Origin of the sequence: Mixta mediterraneensis (assembly GCF_014946725.1) — a bacterium.
Lineage (GTDB): Bacteria > Pseudomonadota > Gammaproteobacteria > Enterobacterales > Enterobacteriaceae > Pantoea > Pantoea mediterraneensis.
Genome location: NZ_JACFXY010000020.1, coordinates 26030 through 50509, shown reverse-complemented (window position 1 = coordinate 50509; position 24480 = coordinate 26030). Strand labels below are relative to the sequence as shown.

24 protein-coding genes are annotated in these 24480 nt (G+C 49.4%); 17 read left to right on the top strand and 7 right to left on the bottom strand.

The annotated features are described in order from the left end of the window. The first annotated feature begins 152 nt into the window (after positions 1–152). Entirely contained in the window at positions 153–368 is a 216-nt protein-coding gene (locus H2P46_RS21615) for a chorismate mutase family protein (protein WP_193406825.1), read from the top strand. A gap of 82 nt (positions 369–450) precedes the next feature. Here the strand turns inward: H2P46_RS21615 and H2P46_RS21610 are convergent, their stop codons facing one another. From H2P46_RS21610 to H2P46_RS21595, 4 genes are all read right to left on the bottom strand, one after another. After that, positions 451–1713 (bottom strand): lytic polysaccharide monooxygenase, encoded by a 1263-nt coding sequence (locus H2P46_RS21610; protein ID WP_193406824.1) that lies wholly within the window; start codon positions 1711–1713, stop codon positions 451–453. A gap of 771 nt (positions 1714–2484) precedes the next feature. Next, positions 2485–3453: an IS5 family transposase gene (locus tag H2P46_RS21605; RefSeq protein ID WP_193403199.1), complete on the bottom strand. Its 969-nt coding sequence runs from the start codon at positions 3451–3453 to the stop codon at positions 2485–2487. Between the two features lie 214 nt (positions 3454–3667). After that, the gene (locus H2P46_RS21600; RefSeq protein WP_193406823.1) at positions 3668–4192 is read right to left on the bottom strand and encodes a hypothetical protein; all 525 of its coding nucleotides are present in this window, start codon (positions 4190–4192) and stop codon (positions 3668–3670) included. Between the two features lie 172 nt (positions 4193–4364). After that, positions 4365–5170 (bottom strand): IS5 family transposase gene (locus tag H2P46_RS21595; protein WP_193403474.1). Its coding sequence is split into 2 segments (ribosomal slippage): positions 4365–4817 and positions 4820–5170, totalling 804 coding nucleotides; the frame shifts between segments, so codons are not numbered across the junction. 326 nt (positions 5171–5496) lie between these two features. Between H2P46_RS21595 and H2P46_RS21590 the strand changes: the two genes are divergently transcribed. Further along, the gene (locus H2P46_RS21590) at positions 5497–6465 is read left to right on the top strand and encodes an IS5 family transposase (protein WP_193403199.1); all 969 of its coding nucleotides are present in this window, start codon (positions 5497–5499) and stop codon (positions 6463–6465) included. 603 nt (positions 6466–7068) lie between these two features. On the opposite strand, the gene H2P46_RS21585 is transcribed toward H2P46_RS21590, so the two are convergent. Next, positions 7069–7752: a LuxR C-terminal-related transcriptional regulator gene (locus H2P46_RS21585; protein WP_193406822.1), complete on the bottom strand. Its 684-nt coding sequence runs from the start codon at positions 7750–7752 to the stop codon at positions 7069–7071. A gap of 490 nt (positions 7753–8242) precedes the next feature. Between H2P46_RS21585 and gspG the strand changes: the two genes are divergently transcribed. From gspG to H2P46_RS21525, 12 genes are read left to right on the top strand one after another with little or no spacing between them, the layout of a single operon-like run. Next, positions 8243–8662 carry a type II secretion system major pseudopilin GspG gene (gene gspG / locus H2P46_RS21580; protein WP_193406821.1) on the top strand — a complete coding sequence of 140 codons (420 nt, stop codon included), beginning with the start codon at positions 8243–8245 and terminating at the stop codon, positions 8660–8662. 2 nt (positions 8663–8664) lie between these two features. Continuing rightward, the gene (locus tag H2P46_RS21575) at positions 8665–9126 is read left to right on the top strand and encodes a lytic transglycosylase domain-containing protein (protein ID WP_193406820.1); all 462 of its coding nucleotides are present in this window, start codon (positions 8665–8667) and stop codon (positions 9124–9126) included. A gap of 2 nt (positions 9127–9128) precedes the next feature. Then, complete coding sequence (locus H2P46_RS21570) at positions 9129–10298, top strand: type II secretion system F family protein (RefSeq protein ID WP_193406819.1); 1170 nt, start codon at positions 9129–9131, stop codon at positions 10296–10298. Beyond that, a complete protein-coding gene (locus H2P46_RS21565) occupies positions 10298–11929 on the top strand; it encodes a GspE/PulE family protein (RefSeq protein WP_193406818.1) in 1632 nt (543 codons plus the stop codon). The genes H2P46_RS21570 and H2P46_RS21565 overlap by 1 nt, the downstream gene beginning before the upstream one ends. Continuing rightward, positions 11913–12614, top strand: coding sequence for a hypothetical protein (locus H2P46_RS21560; RefSeq protein WP_193406817.1), 702 nt, complete (start codon positions 11913–11915; stop codon positions 12612–12614). Before H2P46_RS21565 ends, H2P46_RS21560 begins: the two co-directional genes overlap by 17 nt. Beyond that, positions 12611–13126, top strand: coding sequence for a hypothetical protein (locus H2P46_RS21555; protein ID WP_193406816.1), 516 nt, complete (start codon positions 12611–12613; stop codon positions 13124–13126). Before H2P46_RS21560 ends, H2P46_RS21555 begins: the two co-directional genes overlap by 4 nt. Beyond that, the gene (locus H2P46_RS21550; protein WP_193406815.1) at positions 13110–13631 is read left to right on the top strand and encodes a hypothetical protein; all 522 of its coding nucleotides are present in this window, start codon (positions 13110–13112) and stop codon (positions 13629–13631) included. Before H2P46_RS21555 ends, H2P46_RS21550 begins: the two co-directional genes overlap by 17 nt. Continuing rightward, on the top strand, positions 13628–14128 hold the full coding sequence (locus tag H2P46_RS21545) for a hypothetical protein (protein WP_193406814.1): 501 nt from the start codon (positions 13628–13630) through the stop codon (positions 14126–14128). Before H2P46_RS21550 ends, H2P46_RS21545 begins: the two co-directional genes overlap by 4 nt. Positions 14129–14133: 5 nt before the next feature. Continuing rightward, a complete protein-coding gene (locus H2P46_RS21540) occupies positions 14134–16026 on the top strand; it encodes a secretin N-terminal domain-containing protein (RefSeq protein WP_202987555.1) in 1893 nt (630 codons plus the stop codon). 2 nt (positions 16027–16028) lie between these two features. Then, a complete protein-coding gene (locus tag H2P46_RS21535; RefSeq protein WP_193406813.1) occupies positions 16029–16502 on the top strand; it encodes a type II secretion system protein in 474 nt (157 codons plus the stop codon). Then, positions 16489–16854: a type II secretion system protein gene (locus H2P46_RS21530; protein ID WP_193406812.1), complete on the top strand. Its 366-nt coding sequence runs from the start codon at positions 16489–16491 to the stop codon at positions 16852–16854. Before H2P46_RS21535 ends, H2P46_RS21530 begins: the two co-directional genes overlap by 14 nt. After that, positions 16838–17344, top strand: coding sequence for a type IV pilus modification PilV family protein (locus tag H2P46_RS21525; protein WP_193406811.1), 507 nt, complete (start codon positions 16838–16840; stop codon positions 17342–17344). The genes H2P46_RS21530 and H2P46_RS21525 overlap by 17 nt, the downstream gene beginning before the upstream one ends. A gap of 404 nt (positions 17345–17748) precedes the next feature. Here the strand turns inward: H2P46_RS21525 and H2P46_RS21520 are convergent, their stop codons facing one another. Both H2P46_RS21520 and H2P46_RS21515 read right to left on the bottom strand, forming a co-directional pair. Further along, positions 17749–18189: a hypothetical protein gene (locus H2P46_RS21520; protein WP_238939068.1), complete on the bottom strand. Its 441-nt coding sequence runs from the start codon at positions 18187–18189 to the stop codon at positions 17749–17751. After that, positions 18189–18965, bottom strand: a complete 777-nt coding sequence (locus H2P46_RS21515; protein WP_193406809.1) for a winged helix-turn-helix domain-containing protein — start codon at positions 18963–18965, stop codon at positions 18189–18191. The genes H2P46_RS21520 and H2P46_RS21515 overlap by 1 nt, the downstream gene beginning before the upstream one ends. Before the next feature lie 563 nt (positions 18966–19528). On the opposite strand from H2P46_RS21515, the gene H2P46_RS21510 reads away from it, so the two are divergent. The 3 genes from H2P46_RS21510 (at position 19529) to H2P46_RS21500 (ending at position 24207) form a co-directional block, all read left to right on the top strand. Next, positions 19529–20065 carry a response regulator transcription factor gene (locus H2P46_RS21510; protein WP_193406808.1) on the top strand — a complete coding sequence of 179 codons (537 nt, stop codon included), beginning with the start codon at positions 19529–19531 and terminating at the stop codon, positions 20063–20065. Between the two features lie 196 nt (positions 20066–20261). Next, entirely contained in the window at positions 20262–20858 is a 597-nt protein-coding gene (locus H2P46_RS21505) for a response regulator (protein WP_193406807.1), read from the top strand. 28 nt (positions 20859–20886) lie between these two features. Beyond that, positions 20887–24207 (top strand): ATP-binding protein, encoded by a 3321-nt coding sequence (locus H2P46_RS21500; RefSeq protein WP_338103680.1) that lies wholly within the window; start codon positions 20887–20889, stop codon positions 24205–24207. Positions 24208–24480: the final 273 nt, after the last annotated feature.

Below are 24480 nucleotides of genomic sequence, written 5' to 3'. Positions count from 1 at the left end.
AATTTCTCGGGCAACATTTTTCAGGTACGTATCCTTATCAAAGGACGCGGCCTAGTGGTTATATAAAGTAGAATGCATATAACTTTTAGGCTTATTGCCAAAAATTAACGAATCCTTGCGGTCACCCAGAATGGCTTTCTCAGCCGGAAAATATGACGCAGCAGCAACCGCTGGATGCCATCAGAAAACAGATCGCCGCATTAAGTAGCAATATTTTGCGTCAGTTGGCCGATGATCTGCGTCGTGATCCGACTGTGGGTGGAAAAGCGTGCACGTCTATCAAAAATATATCGTTAAAATATCTGACAGAAGCAGATAAAGAGTTGATATGTAAAGCGCTAGCTCAGGTAAGATTGAAGGCTGAATAAGGCAGGGGGCTGAAATTAGATTCCTCACGACAGATAAGAACCATAAAAACCCCATCTTTTGATGGGGTTAGTCGTAATTACTTTATTTACAGTTATTGTATTTAGAGTCTATACGTTGCCACGGCTGGCCCCAGTTATTGGCACTATTCAGCGGATCGGTACCTGCATCAACCCAGTGCTGGCTTTGCCAGACACTTCCACCACGTGAAACTTTCTCACATGCTTTTTTATATGTTTTGCTTGCAGACCAGGCTGGAGCATCACCATTGCCAGTGTTGTCGTTACCGTTATCCTTGGCTTTGACCTCTACGGTAATATCTTTGCTGACTTTTGATTTATCCGCGCCTGTAACAGTCAGACGATAGGTAGCTTTACCGGTTCCATTTGCCTTAACCCAGGCGTGAACTTTGTTAAGCGACTGACCTTCCAGTACATTAGACGTCGCTGCACCTGATTTCTTCTGTAGCTGGAATGTATCGTAGCCGCTGATAACTTCCCATTTGTAATGGGTTGCGTGTTGGGTAGCAGACGCATCAATTGCCCAGTTCATGCTTTGAGCGCTTTGGTCAACAACAAAATGTTGCTGCGTCAGTTTAATGACCGGCTTCTGCTGAACTTCTTCGCCGCCATTATCAGGCTTGTTGTTGTCATTGCCGTTATCAGGCTTGTCGCCGCCATTATCAGGTTTGTTGTTGTTGCCGCCATCATCAGGTTTGTCGTTAGTGTCTTCACCACCACTATTATGGCCGCCCATATCTACATCGATCACACTGTAAAACGCGTTTGATGTATCATGCACCGTCCAGACAGCCAGAATGACCTGATAGCCAGTATGTGCAGGGACATTACAGGTATGCACAGCCGAACCGGATGTCATAACGCCGCCGGCCTCAACGGTACAAAAAGGCTTAGATTCGAAAGAAGCACGGGTTAATTTCTGGTTAGGGTTCCAGTCATTTTTAGTAATAAAGTACTCAAATTTCGTGGCAGGGTGATTAGCCGTGAAATGCCATTTAAATTCATTATATCCTGGCGAAAGTGGCGTCTTAACCCAGCGCGTGGTGCTTTGTGCGTCCAGTTCTGGACCTCTTACCTGATTAGCGCTGGCAATTTGCCCATCTTTTACCCCGGCTGCAGGGAAACCTTTTGGCGCTTCTGTACTTTGTGGTTCCCACTCGATGCTGCCGCAGTTGGTATTTTTCTGACCACTGTAGTTGTGATTATACTCACTGATCTTGTTACACAGCAGGGCACGGGCTGGCGGCTCCAGTACGAAACCATGGGACCAGGCGGCACCGCTGGCTAATAAAGTCGCCAGAGCTAAAGCAAGTTTATTTTTTTTCATACATTCTCTCGTTAATTATTTATGCAAGGGGTTACCCGATTAAAAACAAAACTTCCCAAATAACAATCAGGTCAAGTGAGTGATGCCAGATGATTTATTATCTGCCGTCCTGAGTATTCTGCATAAATTAATTATAAAACCCCACAAGGAAGTTATTTATAACGTTAAGAACAATAGAATTTAAATTAAGAAAAAACTGACTCAATAATTTATTTTGATATAATTACCTTATTTTACATTTCTTTTATATACATCATGGCTTATTTAAATAATTTAGTTACGGAAAAATTTTACTGCAGGCATAGGAAATTCCCATTAACGTATAGTAAGGTTAAAATCATCGTGGTGTGCTTGTAGAAGTGAAAATTAAAGGTGTGGTTTTCTCACTAACATCCTTTATTCCTGCTATAAAAGGGTATCAGTAATGAGACTGACTATTAGCAGTAACTCTATTAGTCATTTTAGAATAAAAATAAAAAAGATCGGGGATCGTTTTTTGTAGTCACGACCCATATTTTGTTGATTTAAATAAATTTTTTGTGGAAATTATCTTTCCTTTATACTGCCCCGACTCACTGGTCCGGTAAGGCTTATCTAGGCCCCAAAGATCTTTGGTTGATAAAAACCCACGTCTATTTTCCCTAAAACAGCACAACCAGACAACCTTTTATAATACTTAATAAAACCCATCTGATGGCCTAAAATATCCATTTCGGGGCTTTGTTGAATAAATCAGCTTCAGGACGAGTGACTCTGTAGCTGACCGGGTTTTCAGGCAATACGCACGCTTTCTGGCATACCAGCCTTCGTTATTTTATTCAGCGCACGCACCATGCCCAAAGCCTCTGCTACCTGACCATCGTAATCACGCAGCGTCAGTGAACCTCCGAACAGTTGCTTTACCCTGTACATGGCCGTCTCCGCTATCGAGCGACGGTTGTAATCTGTTGTCCATTTCCACCGGGCATTACTCCCGGTCAGCCGCTGATTCGCTACTGCACGGTTACGGTCTGCGTACTCTACGGGCCAGTAACCCGCTCCTTTTCGGGGCGGGATGAGGGCACTGATTTTCTTGCGCCGCAGTTCATCGTGACAGAGTCGGGTGTCGTAAGCGCCGTCTGCTGCGGCTGCCCTGATTTTTCTGTGTGTCTGCCGGATAAGACCCGGGAAAGCTTCTGAGTCCGTGACGTTGTTCAGAGACAGGTCCGCGCAGATGACTTCATGTGTTCTGCTGTCAACGGCCAGATGCAGCTTCCGCCAGGTACGACGGCGCTCTTTGCCGTGATTTTTGACTTTCCATTCGCCTTCACCAAAAACCTTCAGCCCGGTGGAATCAATCACCAGGTGTGCGATTTCACCCCGGGTGGGTGTTTTGAAACAGACATTAACCGACTTTGCCCGCTTGCTGACACTGCTGTAATCCGGGCAGCGCAACGGAACGTTCATCAGGGCAAAAATGGAATCAATAAAACCCTGCGCAGCCCGCAGGGTCAGCCGGAACAGGCGTTTAATCATCAGGACGGTGGTGATGGCAAGGTCAGAATAGCGCTGAGGTCTTCCCCGTGATGAAGGCGTTGCCGACTCATACCAGGCATGAGTCGCTTCATCGTCCAGCCAGAAAGTGAGGGAGCCACGGTTGATGAGGGCTTTGTTGTAGGTGGGCCAGTTGGTGATTTTGAACTTTTGCTTTGCCACGGAACGGTCTGTGTTGTCGGGAGGATGCGTGATCTGATCCTTCAACTCAGCAAAAGTTCGATTTATTCAACAAAGCCATTCCGACGCCCTGTATGCATTCCATTGCTTTTGTAACCTAAATAAACATTCTGAAACATTATCCGCTAGCAGGGAGGCAAAGCAATAAGAAAGCAAGGAGGATCGCCAAGAAGATTCCAAAAGCAAAGCACAACAGCGCGGTGAATTACTCTGGGTCCGTATAGTGGTTTGTAGGCTTACATCAGTGATCCACTACGCGGAGAGAGCGTTGTTCGCTAATTAATGAACAATTCAGCGTGATGACATGGTGGCCTACTTTAGTCAAAACACCATCGATAACATCGCAGCTGAGGATATTGTCAGGCCAGTGCCTGCGGGCAGAGAAAACATTAACATTCACATGTACACTGCCCTTAATCCAGCTAAGCCGTTCAGTCTTCAGGCTTGAGGGGGAGAATTGCGCCAGACTATCATAAGTCGGCAAGGTTATATCCGCAGTCCCCAGATCGATTGCCCCAATTTCATCAGCGGCGTCTTGTTTTTGGGGAACAGGCGTTCCGTTCCAGCTTGCAGAGACAATAATACCTTCATGGCCCTGCGCGAGGGTTTTTCTGGCTTTGGGAGACAGCCCGACCCGTACCTGAAGCACTGGCAGTTCCTGAATGGTTTGTGCTGCATAGCCTTCCTGAGCATATCCGCTTACCAGCAGTGCTGGAAGCAGGACAGAGAACACCTTCAATTTCATTGCATTTATCATATTCATCATTCCAGTCAATCTTTGGTTATGAGTTTCAGTCCATACATAGGATCTTAATAATTACTGAATACAATGCTTACCGGTTTCTCCTCAAATTATCCGTTTAATCTGCCAGTAAAAAATACTCACCGGCCAAAATAACGTATTCAAGGTGTTGCCTCTGCATTTTTCTTTTAAGAACCTATCCCAAAAGGATTTTATTCCAGACAATGATGCTGCAAGCAAAATGCAGCATCGCCTCGTAGTTTTCGACTTTCTTCTCCCATCGCGTCAGTATGCGGCGAAAGCGATTCATCCAGCTATGCGTTCTTTCCACAACCCAACGATGAGCCCTGAACTCGCTGTTTTTAATTGCCTCAGACTCCTCTTTCCCCGACTGGATATGAGGTTCATAACGACGAGCTTTCAAACAAATTTCCACCCATTCAGCCTCATAGCCTTTGTCCATACACAGATGCAGCCTGCGACCCGGCCTGCCGGTCTGTAGCGCGTCCAGCGTATCTTCAACCAGTTTTATGTCGTGGGTATTTGCCCCTGCGACAGCCAGCGAGAGCGGAAGCCCGTTCCCGTCGGTCATCAGGCTCCGCTTTACTCCCTGCTTCCCCCTGTCAGTCGGGTTGCGACCTGTTTTTTTGAGCCTGCAAGGGGCGATTTTGTCATGCAGCCATCCATCGACAACCATGACCAGTCAATGGCATCCCGCTTCTCGCAGGCAAGCAGCCCGTTTTGCCAGAAGCGTTCAAATACTCCAGCATCCCGCCATTCCTGAAAGCGGCGGTGGGCTGAGCTGGATGAGCAAATATCCGTGGCATTCAGGGCATTCCATTGGCAACCGGTTCTGAGCACAAAGAAAATGGCGTTCATTGCGGCACGATTATCAACACGTCTACGATGCGTGCCCAGCGGATGGTGGGTTTTATGTTCCGGGAGAAGTGGAGCCATTTTCTCCCAGAGTTCATCGCTGATCTGCCACTTGTTGCCCGCCATACTTCGCCCTCAAAAATTGCCATTATTTACGATCTGACAATTCCTTTTGGGATAGGTTCTAAGTTTACGCGCTTTTCGCAAACTTGCATTTTTATCAATATAAGAAAGGAAACATGAACGTATTTTGATATCTGGCAAGGTAAGCATCAGGTCATTAATTGTCTGAAAAACCTCTTTTTCATCACGGCAGGTTAAAAGCGCTAATCCCGGTAAGGTATTGAATTGTCATGACTGATTTTTTTCTGATCATTGTCAGAATTCAATGCTGAAAATGCGGATTTCTGAGTAATCTGCGGCTTTGTTGAATAAATCGAACTTTTGCTGAGTTGAAGGATCAGATCACGCATCCTCCCGACAACACAGACCGTTCCGTGGCAAAGCAAAAGTTCAAAATCACCAACTGGCCCACCTACAACAAAGCCCTCATCAACCGTGGCTCCCTCACTTTCTGGCTGGACGATGAAGCGACTCATGCCTGGTATGAGTCGGCAACGCCTTCATCACGGGGAAGACCTCAGCGCTATTCTGACCTTGCCATCACCACCGTCCTGATGATTAAACGCCTGTTCCGGCTGACCCTGCGGGCTGCGCAGGGTTTTATTGATTCCATTTTTGCCCTGATGAACGTTCCGTTGCGCTGCCCGGATTACAGCAGTGTCAGCAAGCGGGCAAAGTCGGTTAATGTCTGTTTCAAAACACCCACCCGGGGTGAAATCGCACACCTGGTGATTGATTCCACCGGGCTGAAGGTTTTTGGTGAAGGCGAATGGAAAGTCAAAAATCACGGCAAAGAGCGCCGTCGTACCTGGCGGAAGCTGCATCTGGCCGTTGACAGCAGAACACATGAAGTCATCTGCGCGGACCTGTCTCTGAACAACGTCACGGACTCAGAAGCTTTCCCGGGTCTTATCCGGCAGACACACAGAAAAATCAGGGCAGCCGCAGCAGACGGCGCTTACGACACCCGACTCTGTCACGATGAACTGCGGCGCAAGAAAATCAGTGCCCTCATCCCGCCCCGAAAAGGAGCGGGTTACTGGCCCGTAGAGTACGCAGACCGTAACCGTGCAGTAGCGAATCAGCGGCTGACCGGGAGTAATGCCCGGTGGAAATGGACAACAGATTACAACCGTCGCTCGATAGCGGAGACGGCCATGTACAGGGTAAAGCAACTGTTCGGAGGTTCACTGACGCTGCGTGATTACGATGGTCAGGTAGCAGAGGCTTTGGGCATGGTGCGTGCGCTGAATAAAATAACGAAGGCTGGTATGCCAGAAAGCGTGCGTATTGCCTGAAAACCCGGTCAGCTACAGAGTCACTCGTCCTGAAGCTGATTTATTCAACAAAGCCCCTGTTAGTGCGTTTAGTTCAGGCAGGCGCTCGATGAAGTTCCTTTTCATTTAATGAAATGCCATTTTCTGGCTGGTGAGAAATTACCGTCCTGGTCCGATAGTGTATATCTGACAAGTACGAAAAACGGTAACCGTATATAATGGTTGGCCGGGAAAATATAATCGCAAGCCCGCCAAAGCATCAGCCTTTAAACTGAGAAAAGCCGCAATTCAGGCAGTTCTGGGTATCAACGCGCTTACCTGAATACGGGGCTGCCGGCAATAGAAGCAGTCAGATAACCGCATGTCAGCTACCTGGCATGAAGCGCCACTGTTGATAGGTGAGTATGCCACAGGGGCCGCCAACCTTGCCTGTTAGCGACCCGCATAAAGAAGAATAGTGACATCTGAAGCCTGTTTGCTCGCTTTACGCCTCGTTAATTAGCCAAAATAAAAAGCCAGAGACGTGATCAAGCACTGCTTAGTGATGGCGTTTTGGATCCGTAAGCTAATTTCTGATGTGACACCTTAGTTTTAGATATTATCGAGTCTGGTAAAGCCGTTCCTTTATAAAACTACGTCAAATATTTGCATTTGTGCCATCAGGTAATAGAGCTGGCAGTCATTTTTCACATCCAGTTTTTCCATTGCCCGCAATTTATGCGCACTGACGGTTTTGTTACTCAAATTAATCTGACCAGCAATCTCGGTGAGAGATAACCCTTTACATAACATGCGTAAAACGTCGATTTCGCGCGGCGTCAATTCCTGTCCTGACATTTCACGACGAAACAATGACTCCATGAGGTCACGTTCAATATAGGATTCACCATTCATAACAGCATTTAACGCACGATCCAGCGTTATTTCACAAGTGTCACGGCTGATATACGCTTTGGCTCCCGCCTCCAGCGTCATCTGTACCAGCTGCTTATTTTTGAAGGGTGAAAGCACAATGATTTTTAGCGTAGGGTATTTGCACATGATCCATTTTATCAACGGTACACCATCCATGCCGCTTAATGGGTTCTGCGATGTCCGCGTGAGCAGCGAAAAGCCCAGGAACAGAATATCGATCTCATTTTTGGTTAGCAGCGTCATCAGTTTTGACGGAGAGTCGGTATCGCCCAGAACAGTAAAATCCCGACGTTCTGGATTCATGCTGTCTGCAGAATGCATATTCGCGATCATTGACATAACCCCGCGCCTTATAATGGTGTGTTCATCGGCAATAACGATTTTTGCTTTCATCTTTTTCTCCTGAAATTAAACGATGGCGAAAGCGCCTGTTCATGACGAGAAAATTACCTTTTTTATGACGTAATTTCTTTAGTACTTGTCAGATATTTTAAGCAATAAAAAAGAACGTATGGACTTCTGCTTTTTCCCGACATTTTCCTGCCCACTTTGGCGCGCTTTTATGATAAAGCGCTGATTAATTAGTTGGCTTATATTCACCGGGGTTACGCCTGGCGGTTATCAGCACAAATAATGCCGTGCTGACAGTCGTCGTGGTTGACACGGTTTACTCGCTGGTTTTCCAGAGAAATTAACCGCGAAGCTTTATGAAAAACCTCCGTTTAGCCATTTCTTTATGCGTAAGAGAAGTTCCTTTAGCTGGCGGCATCACATCTGCAATACATCAAGAGAGGACAGCTACCCCCCTCACATCTTTTTCAGGAAAAATTCACAGGAATAAAAAGCGATAAGGCTTTTAATTAATTAAACGGTACATGCATTCATGAAAAATTATACCCGGCAACGTCAACAGCAGGCTGGCTTCACCCTGTTGGAACTGCTCGTTGTTTTAATGATTATTGCTTTGCTGGCAGGATTTGTTGGGCCAAAAGTCTTTTCAAACGTCGATTCCGCAAAAGAAAAAACTGCTATGCGCCAGATGCGTTCACTGGCAGATGCGCTGGGGCAATATCGGCTCGATGTGGGTAGTTATCCTTCTGAAGCCCAGGGCCTCAAAGCATTAACGGAAAAACCAGCTGGCGTAAAAAACTGGCAAGGCCCGTACCTCAGCCAACATGTCCCGATGGATCCATGGGGAAATGCTTACCAATGGCATAATCCGACCCGTGAAAAAGATTCCATTCATGAAGTAGATATTATGTCTGCCGGAAAAGGTGAGAAGACATTTACTTATGGATTCTGATCATGAGAACGCTGCTGTTAACGCTGTGCTTCTTGCTTCCCGTTTCTCCCAGCCTGGCAACCTGTTGGTATCAGGCTGGCGCAAGGTACGGCATTGAGCCGGAATTATTACAGGCCATTGCTATCGTTGAGTCCGGTCTTGATCCAAATGCCATCAATAAAAATAACGACGGCACAGTGGATTACGGTCTGATGCAAATTAATAGTCGCCATCTGGGCGTGTTAAAAAAATATCAGATCAGTCAGCAAGATTTAATACAAGACCCTTGTCAGTGTGTCATGGCAGGTGCATGGATTCTGGCCGGGAATATTCAGCGGATGGGTTACACCTGGGAAGCCGTCGGCGCTTATAACGCCGGGGCGGCTAAAACACCTCAGCGTCAGGCACTGCGACAAAAATATATTCAGAAGGTCGTACCGCATTACCTCCGTTTGAAAAGCCGCCCAAAAAATAAGCATTCATAATTATGAAAGAGTACACCGTTACTACCCTGTCGCACGGCAAGCGCGTTCATCATACTGTGATGGCGGATTCAGTTAATGCTGCCCGCCGACACTACACCACTACGGATAGCGTTGTGCTTAGTGTGGCAGAGCGTAAAGTCCGCCAAGTTAAACATTTTCCTCTAAACCTGTTTTTGCAGGAATTGATCTCGCTGCTGGAAGCGGGACTGGTAGTAGTTGAAGCTATTGAGGCATTGCGTCAAAGCAGTCGGGAAGGTGAATCGACATTAGTCGTGGATACGCTCATAAAAAAGCTCTATGAAGGCGCGCAGCTTTCACAGGCGATGGCAATTCTGCCAGCCGTCTTTCCACCCTTATTAATTAATACTGTTGCCTCTTCAGAGCAAACCGGTCATCTGCCGCTCGCCTTAAAACGATTTCAGCATTACGAACAGCGTATAGCGGTATTACGCAAACGAATTAAAGCAACATTGCTTTATCCAACCATTGTGATGTCGGCGGGTGGCGTCATCCTTGTATTTCTGCTCGGCTTTATTATTCCGCGGTTCGCCGTCGTGTTTGAAGGAATGAAAAGTCCTAACGGCAGCGCACGTTTTATTCTCTGGTGGGGCAAGCTGGTGCAAAGCCAGGGACCTTTGCTGCTGCTCGGTTGCGCGCTGGTAATCTGTGGGCTGTTTATGGCTATCCGCAGCGTGCGCCTTCGTCAGGCCGCGCTCCGTTTTCTCCTCACCGTACCGCAGCTGCGACTACAGCATCAGCTTTCCATTATGGTGCGATTTTATCGCACCCTGGGCCTGCTGCTACAGGGCGGCATCACAGCGACTGATGCGCTTTCACTCAGTCGTGATGTGTTACCCATTACCCATCGTCCATTAATTGAACGCGTCATCGCTGGCGTGCAGGCCGGGCAGCCGCTCTCACATATGCTGGAAGAGCAGCAACTGACCACGCCCGTCGCATCTCGCTTGCTACAGGTGGGTGAACGCATCGGTGATTTACCCAGTATGTGTGAGCGTATCGCCGCGTTTTACGATGACTCACTGGAGCGGGCCATTGAGAAATTCAGCAAGGTTTTCGAACCAGTACTCATGATGATCGTAGGCGGTATCGTCGGTCTGGTGGTTTTTCTACTCTACATGCCGATTTTTGAACTGGCAGGAGGATTACAATAATGTCCCTCACACCATCCTTGCCAGTGTCGGTCGATGCGCTGATGCATCTGCCTGATGGGGAGCGCTGCCGCCTCCTTAGCGAACTGCTTGATCGCTGCCCTGCCAGCCTGGATGAAACCGCGGAATCGCTCGGCCTTGTGCCATTGTCACTTGAACAGTGCCAACAGGCTGAAGAAGAATTCTCCCGTATATCGCTGGCTGACGCGCTGGCTCAGGGAGTATTGCCATTACGCCAGGGCGATCAACACTGGCTGGCGCTGAGCAATCCTTTCTCTCTGCCACTGCGACAGTGGTTACAACGCATTGACGCTTTACCGGCGCTGGCACCGATTTCGTGGCTTAACGTCCGGCTTGCGGCGCTGGGCAAACAGCAGCGTACCCTCGATCAGCTTCAACAGCAGAGCGAAGAAGATAAAGAGATCACCTGGCTGGAAATCACGCCCGCTGCCATTACCAGCGAACCGAATGCCGTGATCAAACTGGTGAACGCCACCCTGTTTGATGCACTGCAAAGCCGTGCCAGCGATATTCATCTTTCAGCCGTAGCGGATGGCCTGACCGTTAAATACCGCATTGATGGCGTATTGCATACCATCCGCCATTGCGCTGGCTTGCAGCATGCTGAACAGGTTATTTCCCGCCTGAAAGTATTGAGCTGTATGGATATTTCTGAACGACGTATTCCGCAGGATGGCCGCTTCAAAGCACAAATATTGCAACGAGCGGTTGATTTCCGTGTTTCGGTCATGCCCAGCATTCATGGCGAAGATGCGGTGCTGCGCGTTCTGGATAAATCGCTCGATCAAAGTCTGCGTCTGGAAACGCTGGGTTTCGACGCGCATACGCTAGGCGCTATTCGTCAACTGGCGCAACTGCCGCATGGCATGGTGCTGGTCACCGGCCCGACCGGTAGCGGTAAATCCACCACCCTCTATTCAGCGCTGAGCGAACTCAATAATGGCGAAAAAAAGATTATTACCATTGAGGACCCGGTGGAATACCAGCTTAACGGGGGCGTGTTGCAGATCCCCGTCAACGACAAAAAAGGGCTGACATTTGCTCGTGGCCTGCGCGCCATACTGCGCCACGACCCCGACATTATTTTGGTGGGAGAGATCCGCGATGGTGAAACGGCTGGCATTGCGGTGCAGGCTGCGCTAACCGGTCACACCGTACTTTCGTCCGTGCATGCTAATGACGTATTCAGCGTACTGGAGCGTTTTCTTTATATGCAGGTGGAACCCGCCAGTCTGATTACCGCGCTAAATGGTGTGGTAGCGCAACGCCTAATCAGGCAAATCTGCCCGGATTGCCGCAAGCAAGCTAAGCCGAGTGAGAGCGCCCTGAATGCCTGGCAATCCAGTTCGTTCCGACATCTGACACCCGACTGGCACATCGGAACAGGTTGCGATGCCTGTCGGCATAGTGGCTATCGGGATCGTCTGGCACTGGCCGAGGTGTTGCACTGTAGCGACGCGATAAAAGAGGCCATGCTGGCCCGCGCGCCAGTACGCAAATTGCGTGACATTGCGCTTGAGGAGGGCTTTATTCCGTTGCCCACCATAGCATTGCGCGCCGTGTTGGAAGGAAAGACGAGCTGGGAAGAGGTCAATCGTGTTATCGCTCATTAAAACCTGGCAATGCTACATCGGCCCGCATGCTGTCCATCTGCAACATGGCGCACAGAAAGTCTTACTGCGTGACCGCCCTGCTAATGAAGCGCTTGACGTTACGCTGACCCAGCTGCTAAGCGCTCGTCCTGCTGCGATGAACTGGCTGGATGCGATTGAATTCTGCATCGATACGCCAGCGCTCGATTATCTGGTTATTCCCTGGCAGGACGGTATCACGACACCACAAGAATTATTCGGTCTGGCTCATCTGACAGTAGACGAGACGCTGCTGGCTTCTGATCGCGCAACGCCGTGGCAGATGCGGTTTGAAGATCTACGCTGGGGCCAGCCTGCGTTGATCGCCTGTCTACAGGCTTCTTGCTGGCAGCAGCTCGCAGCGGTGGCGCGTCAACAGCGCCTGCGTTTTCAGGGCGTGGTGACGCCTTTTCAGTTCTTACTTCATCCGTTCCGGCGCAAGCTACCGGAAGAGGGGCTTTTTGTCAGTATTGGCCCAACGCAAAGTCGTATTCTCTGCCGCCAGGCGGGTCAGTGGCGCAACGTATTGACGCTGGCTTTACCGCAGCAGGATGTTACCACGCAGCTCCAGGTTATCAGCCGCCTGACCGGGATGAGCGGCTCCCCGCGTTACGTGATGACCACCCGCCCCTGGCGGCTGTGGAAAGATGGAGAACAGCCAGCATGACGCCTCGTTTCACGCCACATCCACCCTGGGCTTTCCGCACGGTATTTCTGGCCTGCCTTATCAGCCTGCCGCTGATGGGCCTGATCGCAAGGGATAGCATGGACCAGCGCCAGCTGACGGTGGAAACACAGCAGATGCAGCACAAGTTGCAGATGCAGCAACGCGTTTTACACGCGCTACGCGAGGCGCAGCACCGGCTGATGCAACGCATGCGTCAGCAGCAAAGTTCCCCGCCGGTATTGGCGATGCTGGACGGCATAGCCAACGCCCTGCAACCCCAGATAGCAATCCGTTCTGTCGAAGTGGACAGGCATCAGCAGCAGGTGCGCCTACTGGTTGATGCATCATCGTTTGATGCGCTTTTAGCGTTTAATCAACGTCTGGAAACGTTACCCGCGAAGGTGCTGCTGGAGAATCATCGCAAGACAGCAGAGAAAAACGCTCCGCTGCCCGTTAACGCGGCGATTCAGGTGAATTTTCAACAAGAGGCTGAACATGAAGCAGCCCGCTAAGCCTACATTTACGCAGACTCTCCGTTGGCGAGCCGCACAGCTGGTTGAGCAGACGGGAAAATTGCCGTTGATGCTCAGCATATTGCCGCTCGGCCTGCTTGGCATATGGCTGGGGATCACCTCACCGCAGCTTGTGCAACAGCAGGCAGAGCTGGCCACTCTGCAACAACAGTTGCGACCGCTGCCATTACTGGAATCCCCCGTTTCAGGCCAAAAGCTGTCACAGAATGAACATCAGCAGGTGAGCCTGATTTTTGAACTGCTTGATAAGCCGCCTCTGCGAGTGGAAGCCAGCCGCTACCAGGTCATACAACAGGGCGACAACGCTGTTTTGCAACTCGATATTCCGCTGACAGGGCCCTATTTGCCCTTAATGCAGGCGCTGGAGACGCTCAGCCGCACGTTACCGTTACAGATTGAACAACTGACGATGCAACGCCCCAGTCCGCAAGCAGACATGCTAAACGTCACGTTGCGGCTGCATTTGCAGCAGGAGGCTAAATGAAGTTGCCCCGTTATCTGCAAGTCGCGCTGGTACTCACCGCTGGCCTGGTGCTGTGGAGTCAGTTCAGCAGCGACGAAACCCAGGAAACCGTGCATCTCAGGGCACCCACGACGCGTCCAGCGCCCGCCGTCAAGCCCTCAGCCGAGCCCCTGACTACCGTTCGGCATGATTTGTTTCCGCCTCACAACGAGCATGAGGAATCACCTGAAACCGTCGCGGTTGAAGTCGTTCCGCCGCCTAGCGCCCCGCCCTTGCCGCTACAGGTATTGGGCGCCTGGTGGGAGCAACGGCAGCGCATCATCATTCTGACAGATGGTCAGGAAACATGGCCCGTCTGCGAACGTTGTCGGGCGGACGGAAAAATCTGGCTTGGTGATTCGCCGGTCAGCGGATGGACATTAACCGAGGTAGCTAACGACTATCTCCAGTTTGAGTGGACAGCCACGCATATGCACCAGCGGCTATCGCTGGAAGAGTTAACATCGGAACCCCAATAATAATCATGAAGAAAACCACGTTTATTTTGTCGTTAGTCTGCGCTCTGTTAAGTGGTTGTGCGCAACATAACGCCACGCCAGCCGCTCCTACGCTGGACAGCACAACGCCTGAATCTATGGTCAGGCGACTGGAAGAAATTGATCAACAACGAATCACCCGTCCTAATGATATTTCTTTGCGTGCTAAGCAAGCAGAATTAACCATTAGCCTGGTCAACAGCTATCTCCGCCAGGCGGAAATCGCCGTAAGGCAAAATAACTATCAACTGGCCGAGCAGATGTGGCGCAGCCTCTTGCTCTATCAACCTGGCAATTTACGGGCTCAGCAAGGATTACGCAAAATTGATGCCTGGCGCGCGCTGGATAAACTCTACCGTGAAGCCGTTAAACAGAGCACTAAATCTCCTGAACGGGCATTGAGTAAAGTACAAAAAATCCTTGAAGAAGATCCTAACTGGCCACAGGCGAACGCGTTGCGCGATCATCTGCTACGTGAAATTGCGGTGATCAACCAACCAGAGCGCCGCCTTAGCCGCGAACTGGAGAAGCCGGTGTCGCTTAACTTCCGGCAACATAATCTGCAGAGCATCTTTAATACCATTAGCCAGCTAACCGGGGTAAATATCATCTTTGATAAAGACATTTCGCCCAGTGCTACAGCCAGCATTATCGCGAAAAACACCACGGCGCAGGATGCGATCAATCTGCTTTTAGCCTCAAATAATTTGCGTAAAAAGGTACTGAACGCCAATACGTTCCTGGTCTACCCCGCTACCGTGCAAAAAGAGAAGATTTACCGTGACATCGTGGTGAAAACCATCTTCCTCGGCTATGCCAAAGCCAAAGAAGTCAATGTGGCGCTGCGCAACCTGGTGAAGCTAAAAGATGTCCATGTGGATGAGCGCACCAATTCTGTTACGGTGCGCGGTTCCAAAGAGAGCGTGGAAAAAGCGGAACGCCTGCTGGTTACGTTAGATCGCCCTGAAGCGGAAGTTACGCTGGCGGTGGAAGTACTGGAAGTCAATACGGACGATGCAGAAAAACTGGGCCTGAACTTTCCCCAACAAATTAGCGCTTCATTTAGCCGCAACAGCAGCAGTGACGAAAAAACGACCCCTGCTGGCGGTGGCATTCCGATTGGCGCCCTTAATGCAGATAATCTCAACCTGAAAGTGGATGGGCTTTCACTTGATATGAAGAAGGTCCTGAGTAATGCGAAAGTGCTGGCAAACCCGCGCATTCGCGTCAAGAACAATAAAAAAGCAATGGTCGATATTGGCCAGAAAATACCGGTGTTGACCTCCATTGCAGGTACGGACGGCTTCTCACAGCAGAAAGTTGAATATCAGGACGTGGGTATGAAGCTGGAAGTCACGCCTGATATTAGCATGGATGACAATATTTCAATGGATGTGAAATTTACCCTTAGCAGTCTTGGAACTGCACAGACAGGTAAAGATGGGGCCATCTATTACAGCACCAACAGCCGTGAGGCCAATACCACGTTAAGCAGCATGAACGGCGAAACGCAGATGCTGGCAGGCTTGATTAAAGAGGACGACAACAACATGGATAGCGGCGTCCCTTTTCTGAGCAAGATCCCTTTGTTGGGCCGCCTGTTTGTCAGTAAAGAAGAGAATAAAAAACGTACTGAAGTGGTATTGCTTATCACGCCTACGATTGAACGCAGCATTGATTTACCGGGCAGCCATATCAGCACGATTGAAATGGGCAGCGAAGATCAAACGGGCGAAGGAATCAATCTGCGCGGTGTACCGCAGGAAAACCTTATGCCCATATTTAATCCGCCTGCGCTCGCTCCGCCGGCGCAATTTTCGAATCAGACGGCTTTACCTGCGCCAGTAGTAACAGAGGAACCGGTCCAGGATGGGGTCTGACCATGCAGCAGCAACGCGGTTTTACGCTAATTGAAATGATGGTAACGCTGACACTGCTGGGAACACTGGCAGCAGCGGCCATGCCGCTTGTGCAACACTATCACCAGCAGCGTCAGGAAGAGATGCTGCGTGATTCGCTACGCCAGATCCGTGAAGCTATCGATCGCTATTATCAAGCCAGCAAGGAGGGGCGGATCGAGAAAAAAACCGATGCGTCGGGCTACCCGCCCACCCTGCGTAGCCTTGTGGAAGGGGTGGTCGATAAAAAGTCGCCTAATGGCGGTAAGCTCTATTTTTTACGTCGTATTCCGCGCGATCCGATGTGCAACTGTGACGCTCGCCCTGATGAAGAGACCTGGCGCCTGCGCGCTTCGAATGCGCCGCCGGGTGATTTTACTGGCGGCAAAGATGTCTACGATGTCCGTTCAACCAGCACAGCCAGTGGATTAAATGGAGTTTCTTATGCGACGTGGTGAGAAAGGCTTTACGCTTATTGAGCTGCTGGTTGTCATGGCCATCATCGCAACCCTGATGACGCTGGTGGCCCCCCGTTTTTTCCAGCAAATCGACCGATCTAAGCGGGTGGTACTGGAACATAATCTGAACGTGATACGTAGCGCTATCGACCACTATCGTCGTGACCGCATTACGGGACCCTACAGCCTCGACGAGCTTGTCGAGGCCGGTTATCTGCGTCAGATGCCGCTCGATCCCGTAACCAACAGCCGCGATAACTGGCAGGCCAGAACTGATGAAACGGGCCAAATCATTGACGTAGATTCCCCTTCGCTTGCCAGGCAGGAGCAGATACATGATGAGGCGTTCTAAACGCCTGCGCTGCCAGGGAGGATTTACCTATTTAATGTTATTAATTGCCTTGTCAGCGTTGGCGGTTTCATTACTGAAAAGCAGCGACACGGTAAGGATGCACCATCGTGAACAATTAGAGAAAGAGCTGCTGTTCCGTGGAGAGCAGATCCGGGCGGCTATTGCCGCTTATCGCGCTGATAACACCGGGGAGAATGGCTGTTTTCCGGTTCGCTTTGAGCAACTTTTAGATGACCCGCGTGGCTCCCGGCCGCGCTATCATCTGCGCCAGCTTTATGCCGATCCGCTGACGCAAAAGCAGGCATGGGGCATGATTTACGATGAAAAAGGAAGATGGATAGGCGTGCACAGTATGGGGAAAGGTAAACCCCTGCGTAAAACCGGTTTCAGGCCGGGGGAAGAAGCATTCTCCGATGCGAAAAGTTATCGTGACTGGCGATTTGTCGTCGAAGGAGACAGCCTTGCTCCTCTTCCATCAGCCTGCGGTTAATGATGTCGTTACTCAAAGGGAGCGCAGAAGAGAAGTGTCTCCCTCAGTATTAAAGAATGCAGGTTTGCTCTTCAGGCTCACGTTTTTGTCGCGGATGCGCTAACCTATGTTGTGAATAAAATAAGGAAGAGATTCTCATGAAGTACAGAGACGTCTTTAAGCTTCGGCGATTTAATGGAAAGCATAATAAAGCCAGAGCAGCCGTCTCTGAACGGTTAAATGCTCTCTCCGGGCGAAAATAAACCAGTAAGTTTTATTCCTGAAACAGGCCTTACTGGTTAAGTCGAGATGCACTAATTTTAATGAAACGTTGAATTTATCCTGGGTTATAGTTAACTAATTGATAGCGTCCTGTTCTGCTTTTGGCATCCTTATTTGTTAAATTAATCACAGCCATGGCCGGTTTATTTATACTCACACATCATGACCCAGTTATCGTCGATCATCATTAACCAGCGATCGCTGTCAATTTTTTTAAAAAATAATGTGAGGTCACGGCCTTTCTCCCCAATAAGCTTATAATCAGGCGGAAGCTGATCGACACTGGCTTTCGACACGCTATCGACCGTTCCCTGTACGACGCCTCCATGTTTTTTTACTGCCTGTAGCTGCACCGCCCTGTCAAAAATAAGGCTGCTCTTCTCGTCTTTTTTCATGCCGAACAGAGTAAGTCGGTTATCGTGCGGCCACCAGGTTATCGTACCTTGTAATTGATAGGGCCGTTGTAAATCATCTATGAGTTTGCTGTTTTTAATAATACTGGAACAGGGTTTTTGTGGTAAATTTTCTTCCGTTAATATTAGCCAGAACAGCACAGAACTGACGACGAGACTAATCAAAGCCATCAATATGAGGAATAGAGTTCTTCGTGACATTTACTCTCCTTATCCATTTCACCTTCACATTGTGCAACCCACACTTTCGGTCCGTTCGAAGCGATATAAACGTGTTTAATGTTTTTCTGTAACAGAATCTTCTTCAACGCCAGTTTGTCTTGATTCGCGTTTCTCATTGAAGCCATATGTACAGTGGCGTTATTTATTTTTACCTGATAAGGAAATGCGTCAGGTTTATCTATAATAAAATAAACAATTGCCAGTAAAAGAGGCACAATGAAAATGGCAGCGCACTGTAAATAGCGCTTATATTCAGAAAATGGGGAAGAAAATATCAGGTTTTTATCATGATTTGACGGTTTAATCGCAACATAAAGTTCACTGCCAGGCTCTGTTGTCCCGCCAACAGCGGGTTCATCAGAAACATTTTCTTCCTGTTCTGAATCCGGTGGCATTAACTTTTCCTCTTCTGTCTGCTCCGGGGGTACAAAAGCAAGACCATATCGAGGGATTGTTTTAATCACGGAACAGGGCAGCCCTGCACAGTCCAGTTTCCGCCTCAGCATTTTCACCAGCTGATGATAACTGGATTCACCAACAATTGTCCCACGGCTGTGCCATATCTCCTCTATTATTGTTTCTTTTTTACCTCGTCCTGAAATGATTAACTCCAGCAAGCGACGTTCGTTAGGCGTAAGGTGAATGTGTTCGTTCTCGGATACCAGACAAGAACGGTCAGGTAGAAAGATGACTTTTTGAGAGAGTGAAAGTCGATCGCTGTTCACAGATAAATCCCCAAGCGTTAAATTTGGAAAAGATAATGTGACAATACGGCAAGCGCGTAGGCGCTCGGTAACGCTATTTTTTTCATAAAGAAAATAACAAACTATCTCTCCGAAGAGTAGTGGCTAACCTCCTTCTTATTAATCGTTCAGATCTCAATAAAAAGATGAAGTCCGGAATTATATTATGAAAAAAACAATCTGAAAACGTAGTTTTCAGCGCTCTGCATGAGTAAAAGCGAAGGTGGTATAGGATTATTCTAAGATAATCTTACGCAACCCTTTAATTACAGGTAGTTAATTAATATTATTGATTTTTCTGGCTGCGAAGAAAATTCCATTTCTACTTCAGTCATTTCTTGCAAACTTTAAGCTAGCTCCAGGTTAATCATAATAAAATCATGGAAATATACTAGCCTGTCCGTTGACGGAAAGCCTTTCAGTTGTTAAAAACCTTCCGGATATTTAGTCATCACGCCACATAAATTCAGGGTGCTGGTTAATTGCTTTGGACTCACCCACTTCGATTCCGATAAATACCCGTCAATTGAGGAAGCAACACAGCCATGAAAGCTTTTCTTTTTTCAGATGATGCATTTTTTTCTCAAGGGCTTAAAAGTCTTCTGGCTACCGAAAAAATATCGCTACAAGTTGGCAAATGGACATCTTCCCGCAACGTCCATTTATCGCGTAGGCAATTTCGCCATGGCGATACGATTATGCTGGACGCCAGTGATAGCCGTTTTGTAAAAAAAAGCATTACTTTCCCAGTCTGGAACTGTAAGGTGAATCTTCTTATTTTTCACCATCCTCAAAAAAACACCCTGCCCTGTTTTAACGCCTGTCAACATGTGCCAAAAAACCTCTCGTCAGAAGAGATGTTGAAATTAATTCAAAATTTTATGGCACATGACAATCATTTGAGCTACTTCCCCGGCATCCTGACACCCCGGGAGAAAGAAATTATGCATCTCATTTACAGGCAGTGGTCGCAAAAAGAAATATCCCAAAAAATGAATATTTCTTTAAAAACCGTCAGCGCTCACAAAGTTAAAGCACTTAAAAAGTTAGGGGTGCGTAATTTCAGTGAACTTTATTACTGATCGTCCACTATTCATTTTATCCTGCCCGGCGGGCTGTTCAGCCATCCCATTTTACGCCAGTTAAGCTACGTAATCTTGCTGTCCGGGCTGTCTTTCCGGGCGGTATAGCCCTTGGTTTGCGAACCGCGCCCTGACTTCCTCTTAAGGTGTGATAAGCTTATGACAATTCAGATATGTTTTTACTGACGGTTATGCCATGCTTAAAACAGTCCTTATCGCAGACGATCATCCCGTTTATTTGCTGGGATTACGCACGTTGTTGCAGACTCGTAACGATCTTTATCAGATCGTTCATGAAGCTACCAGTGTTGATGAAATGATGGAAAAACTGGTGTGCCAGCCAGTCGATATTATTATTACCGATCTCAGCATGCCCGGCGCAACTTACCCGGATGGTCTGTCGATGATTCAGACGCTGACAAGACGGTATCCTCAGAGTCAGGTGACGGTGATCACGATGCTTTCCAATCCTGAGCTGCTTGCATCGTTGTGGCGACAGGGTGTGCATGCCGTTCTCAGTAAAAACAGCCTTTCTACGGAGTTAATTAAGACATTACGCAGCCCGCCCCAGCGCCGGTCCACAATAGAGAGACCTGAAGTCCATCTGACTCAACGCGAAACAGAAGTGTTGCGGCTGTTGTTATGCGGTCTGACCGTTAACCAGATCAGTGAGCAACTGCACCGCGCTAAACAAACTGTCAGCACACAAAAAATGAGCGCAATGCGTAAACTGGGTGCCAAAACCGATTATGAACTTTTTCAATGTGCGCAGAGTCTTGGGCTGGGAAACTAAGCGTGCCGCCAGGGGGCTTTCCTTGTGCGTGCTGGTTATTGTTTTTTTACTTTTCTCCCAGGGTAGCTTTGCAGCCTCCCTACGCATTGGGCTGCTCGATGACGTAGCGCCTTTTATGCTGCCGGATAGCGAAGCGGGTATTCTGGCCGATGAGATAAATATTCTCTTTAACAATGGCCCTGCGCCAGAGTTGGTAAATTTCAGTCATTCCCAGAACGCACTTTACGCCTTGCGTCATCAGCGGATAGATATGTTGCTGACTGCCGCGCCACCCAGCCCAAGCCTACAGCATAGCGAACCTCTGCTGTTGTTCCCCTCTGGCGTATTGCGTCTGCAAGGGAAGCAAAAAGGTGCTACATTGCGCTTCCCGGCGCTACCTGAGCAGAATGCCCTTGCCGACGCTCTGCCTGGATCGGCGACCGTGGACGAAAATGTTCTACGCATGATACGTGGCGAAGCCAGCCAGTTAGTCGCCCCCGCGTTTCTTATTGAGCAATATTTGTCGCGCAATCCTGTCACCACGCTGACAATGGGGGCCGATAGCACAGTGCCTCCCTTACATTATTTTCTCTGGACCTTCCCCCGTCGTAAAACTTTGCTTGACGACGTTAACCGTCGTATCAGTAGCCTGAAGCAGGAGGATGCCCGCTGGCTGGAGCAAAAATGGTTGCTTCCCGCTGGCAGCGTTTTTAGCGCTCGTAACCAGCCAAACAGTGAACAGACGCCCCCGCTTACGCTACGCATTGTATTGCCTTATGCGCCCGCTCCCTGGGTTCGGATCACGCCAAAGGGCGACATTCGCGGGGTCTGGTATGATCTGCTCACGCGGTTGTTTCCGCGGAACCGTTTCGTTCTTAACTTTCAAATGGCTTCAGCCTCTGCGCCGGTTGAAATAAATGACCCGCACGTCGATTTGCGGATTATCGCCAGCCAGAAGCCTCCCTCTCCACAGGCGCAGCCTTTTGATACATTGAGCTGGGGGATCGTCAGCCCACAAAGCGCGCCGCTCAATGACGTGACCAGTGATAAGCGGCTGGCGATTATGCGCCAGTCGCAGCTTCTGCCGCTGCTGAAGCACTACCGCCCTGCAGCCAGTCTGGTGCCTGTAGATAATCTGATGCAAGCCATCGCTCTTTTACGGGCGGGTGGGGCAGATGGCATTATCGGGGAGACGTTCAGTCTGAGCGAGATGCTGAAGCAAAATGAAGCGCTGCTGCGTCTGGCTCCGCTTGATCTGCCCGAAACACCGCTGTGGTTTGATGCTGGCAGTTCTCGTAGCCCTGATGTTCTCAACGTGCAACAAGTACTGGCATCAATTACACCGCAAGATATACAAAGTAGCCGCGTCCAGCATCAGATTGCTCCGCCTACCGTCGCTATTTCACATAATACGCTGTGGCTCATCGCGATGGGATTTATCGCCCTGTGTGCGGCCCTGATAGCGCTGACGGCCTGGAGTGCCGCACAGTTACAGCGACACCAACGTGCCCGGGATATGGCGGCTCTACATAATGCTTTGTTGTTATGGCAAACGCTGGTCAATAACGCGCCGGTTCCGCTGTTCGTCTGCGATCCCTCGGGGCGTCTGACTCGCTTCAATGCGACTTTTAGCAATGCGCCATTTTTTACTCAACCCTTGCAGGCTGGCATGTCCGTGGCCCAGCTTCCGCTGGGAGAACTGGCCCAGCAGTTTGTCCTGCCGCAACGCCTTGCCCTGCTTAGCAACCCGGATCCGCTGATCGGAGAAACGACCCTACAGGATGGCACAACGACCCTGCTCTGGTGGCTGTGCCGCTATACCGATAATAACAATCGTCCACACGGCATCGTTGGCGGTTGGGTTGATATCAGCGAAAAAGCAGCGCTGACGCAGGCATTAAATCATGCCCTGACACAGGCTGAACGGGTGAGCGATGAAAAATCTGCCTTTTTAGCACGTATGAGCCATGATATTCGCACGCCGCTGAATGCGGTGCTGGGTCTACTGGAAATGGAACGAGAGAAAAGTGAGACACTGGACGTTGCCTGGCAGGCCGCCGTCACGTTACGCGATTTGATAGGCGATGTCCTTGATATATCCCGCATAGAAGCGGGTGAGCTGCAACTGGATATTGCCCCACATCTTCTCTTAGAGATTCTGGAAACCAGTAGCGCCATTTTTGCCCGCAGCGCACAGGCAAAAGGCTTACGCTGGGAAAGCGACTTAACGATCCCCTCCGGCTGCCATGTATTATGCGATAAAACGCGCATGAATCAGGTGATAGCAAACCTGCTGGGCAACGCCATTAAATATACCCCCCGGGGGAAGGTGACATTCTCTGCCTGTTATGAAGCCGGTCAGTTGACGCTGACCATCGCCGATACGGGAGTAGGCATTCCGCCGCATGCGTTATCTATGCTCGGCCAGGCCTGGTTTCAGGTAGATCAGGCGCAACCACAAAGCAGTGGGCTTGGCCTGGCTATCTGTTATCAGCTGGTAGCGCTAATGGCGGGCGAGCTGACTATTGTTAGCGAACCTGAGGAAGGGACCACAGTGACGGTGAGACTTCCGTTGCCTTTGACAGAGGCTCCTGTCGTCATTCAGCCACCACCATCAGCCGCTCTGCCTTGCCGTCATGTGCTGATAGTTGATGATTCCACACCAAACCTCACCGTAATGCGTCTGCAACTGGAAAAGCTGGGCCAGCAAGTTACCTGCTGTGATTCAGCTCAGGCGGCGCTTGATTACCTTACCGGCCAGCAAATCGATATTCTGATCACCGATTGTCAAATGCCGCAAATGGATGGTTATCAGTTAGTGCGAACGCTGTTGGTGCGGGATATGCTCGAACAAGCACATGCTCCGGCATTGATCCTCGGCTGTACCGCTAACGCGTTGCCGCGTGAGGAAGATTATGCGCGTCATGCTGGAATGGATGATTTGTTACGCAAACCCCTGATGACCAGTCGACTGGAGCAGGCGCTGACACAACATCAGGCCCATGACGGTGAGTCTCCCGATACGAGCGAGCTCGCTGCTCTGGCCGATCATCAACCTGACATGATCGCCTTGATGCTTCAGCAAATCCACGAAGCCGTCAGCCAGGATCTCGTGGCGCTGACACAACTGACTCATCCTGAGCCGGAAACGCTCAGCCGTATCGCTCACCGCCTGAAAGGATCATGGCGACTGCTAAATATGCGTCGAGCGATGCGATGCTGTCTGGTATTGGAAAACTGGCTTGAGTGGCGGGAAGAAAGCGCTATGAGTGAAATGGATATTACACGCCTGCTGGCTGGTTTTATCACGGTTATGCGTGAAAGTCTTGCGCAGTTATCCCCTCTGATTTCAGATGACACCGAAGGTTAATGGTCGCCGCTCTTCTGGCCTCTCAGGCTGAGGTGTGTCTGTTCGCGTGGACCTTTGTGGGACAGGATGGCTTTCTTGACCATAGCGTATTATCAGACATAAGCTTTTATTTATCATGGTGTTCCTTTAAAGGATGTTCCGGCTGAGCCTTAAACTGAGTTTCGTAGGACGATACACAGTATCTGATACCTGTTTTCTAAAGAGTTATAAATTCACAGAAACGGGTGAAAAGAGCAAGGCGCAAGCCTTGTGATAACAGGAGAATATTCTGCT

What these genes read in the sequence shown, in the direction of transcription:
- H2P46_RS21615 (WP_193406825.1), top strand. Translation starts at nt 153, where the DNA reads ATGACGCAGCAGCAACCGCTGGATGCCATCAGAAAACAGATCGCCGCA.
- H2P46_RS21610 (WP_193406824.1), bottom strand. Translation starts at nt 1,713, where the DNA reads ATGAAAAAAAATAAACTTGCTTTAGCTCTGGCGACTTTATTAGCCAGC.
- H2P46_RS21600 (WP_193406823.1), bottom strand. Translation starts at nt 4,192, where the DNA reads ATGATGAATATGATAAATGCAATGAAATTGAAGGTGTTCTCTGTCCTG.
- H2P46_RS21585 (WP_193406822.1), bottom strand. Translation starts at nt 7,752, where the DNA reads ATGAAAGCAAAAATCGTTATTGCCGATGAACACACCATTATAAGGCGC.
- gspG (WP_193406821.1), top strand. Translation starts at nt 8,243, where the DNA reads ATGAAAAATTATACCCGGCAACGTCAACAGCAGGCTGGCTTCACCCTG.
- H2P46_RS21575 (WP_193406820.1), top strand. Translation starts at nt 8,665, where the DNA reads ATGAGAACGCTGCTGTTAACGCTGTGCTTCTTGCTTCCCGTTTCTCCC.
- H2P46_RS21570 (WP_193406819.1), top strand. Translation starts at nt 9,129, where the DNA reads ATGAAAGAGTACACCGTTACTACCCTGTCGCACGGCAAGCGCGTTCAT.
- H2P46_RS21565 (WP_193406818.1), top strand. Translation starts at nt 10,298, where the DNA reads ATGTCCCTCACACCATCCTTGCCAGTGTCGGTCGATGCGCTGATGCAT.
- H2P46_RS21555 (WP_193406816.1), top strand. Translation starts at nt 12,611, where the DNA reads ATGACGCCTCGTTTCACGCCACATCCACCCTGGGCTTTCCGCACGGTA.
- H2P46_RS21550 (WP_193406815.1), top strand. Translation starts at nt 13,110, where the DNA reads ATGAAGCAGCCCGCTAAGCCTACATTTACGCAGACTCTCCGTTGGCGA.
- H2P46_RS21545 (WP_193406814.1), top strand. Translation starts at nt 13,628, where the DNA reads ATGAAGTTGCCCCGTTATCTGCAAGTCGCGCTGGTACTCACCGCTGGC.
- H2P46_RS21540 (WP_202987555.1), top strand. Translation starts at nt 14,134, where the DNA reads ATGAAGAAAACCACGTTTATTTTGTCGTTAGTCTGCGCTCTGTTAAGT.
- H2P46_RS21535 (WP_193406813.1), top strand. Translation starts at nt 16,029, where the DNA reads ATGCAGCAGCAACGCGGTTTTACGCTAATTGAAATGATGGTAACGCTG.
- H2P46_RS21530 (WP_193406812.1), top strand. Translation starts at nt 16,489, where the DNA reads ATGCGACGTGGTGAGAAAGGCTTTACGCTTATTGAGCTGCTGGTTGTC.
- H2P46_RS21525 (WP_193406811.1), top strand. Translation starts at nt 16,838, where the DNA reads ATGATGAGGCGTTCTAAACGCCTGCGCTGCCAGGGAGGATTTACCTAT.
- H2P46_RS21520 (WP_238939068.1), bottom strand. Translation starts at nt 18,189, where the DNA reads ATGGCTTTGATTAGTCTCGTCGTCAGTTCTGTGCTGTTCTGGCTAATA.
- H2P46_RS21510 (WP_193406808.1), top strand. Translation starts at nt 19,529, where the DNA reads ATGAAAGCTTTTCTTTTTTCAGATGATGCATTTTTTTCTCAAGGGCTT.
- H2P46_RS21505 (WP_193406807.1), top strand. Translation starts at nt 20,262, where the DNA reads ATGCTTAAAACAGTCCTTATCGCAGACGATCATCCCGTTTATTTGCTG.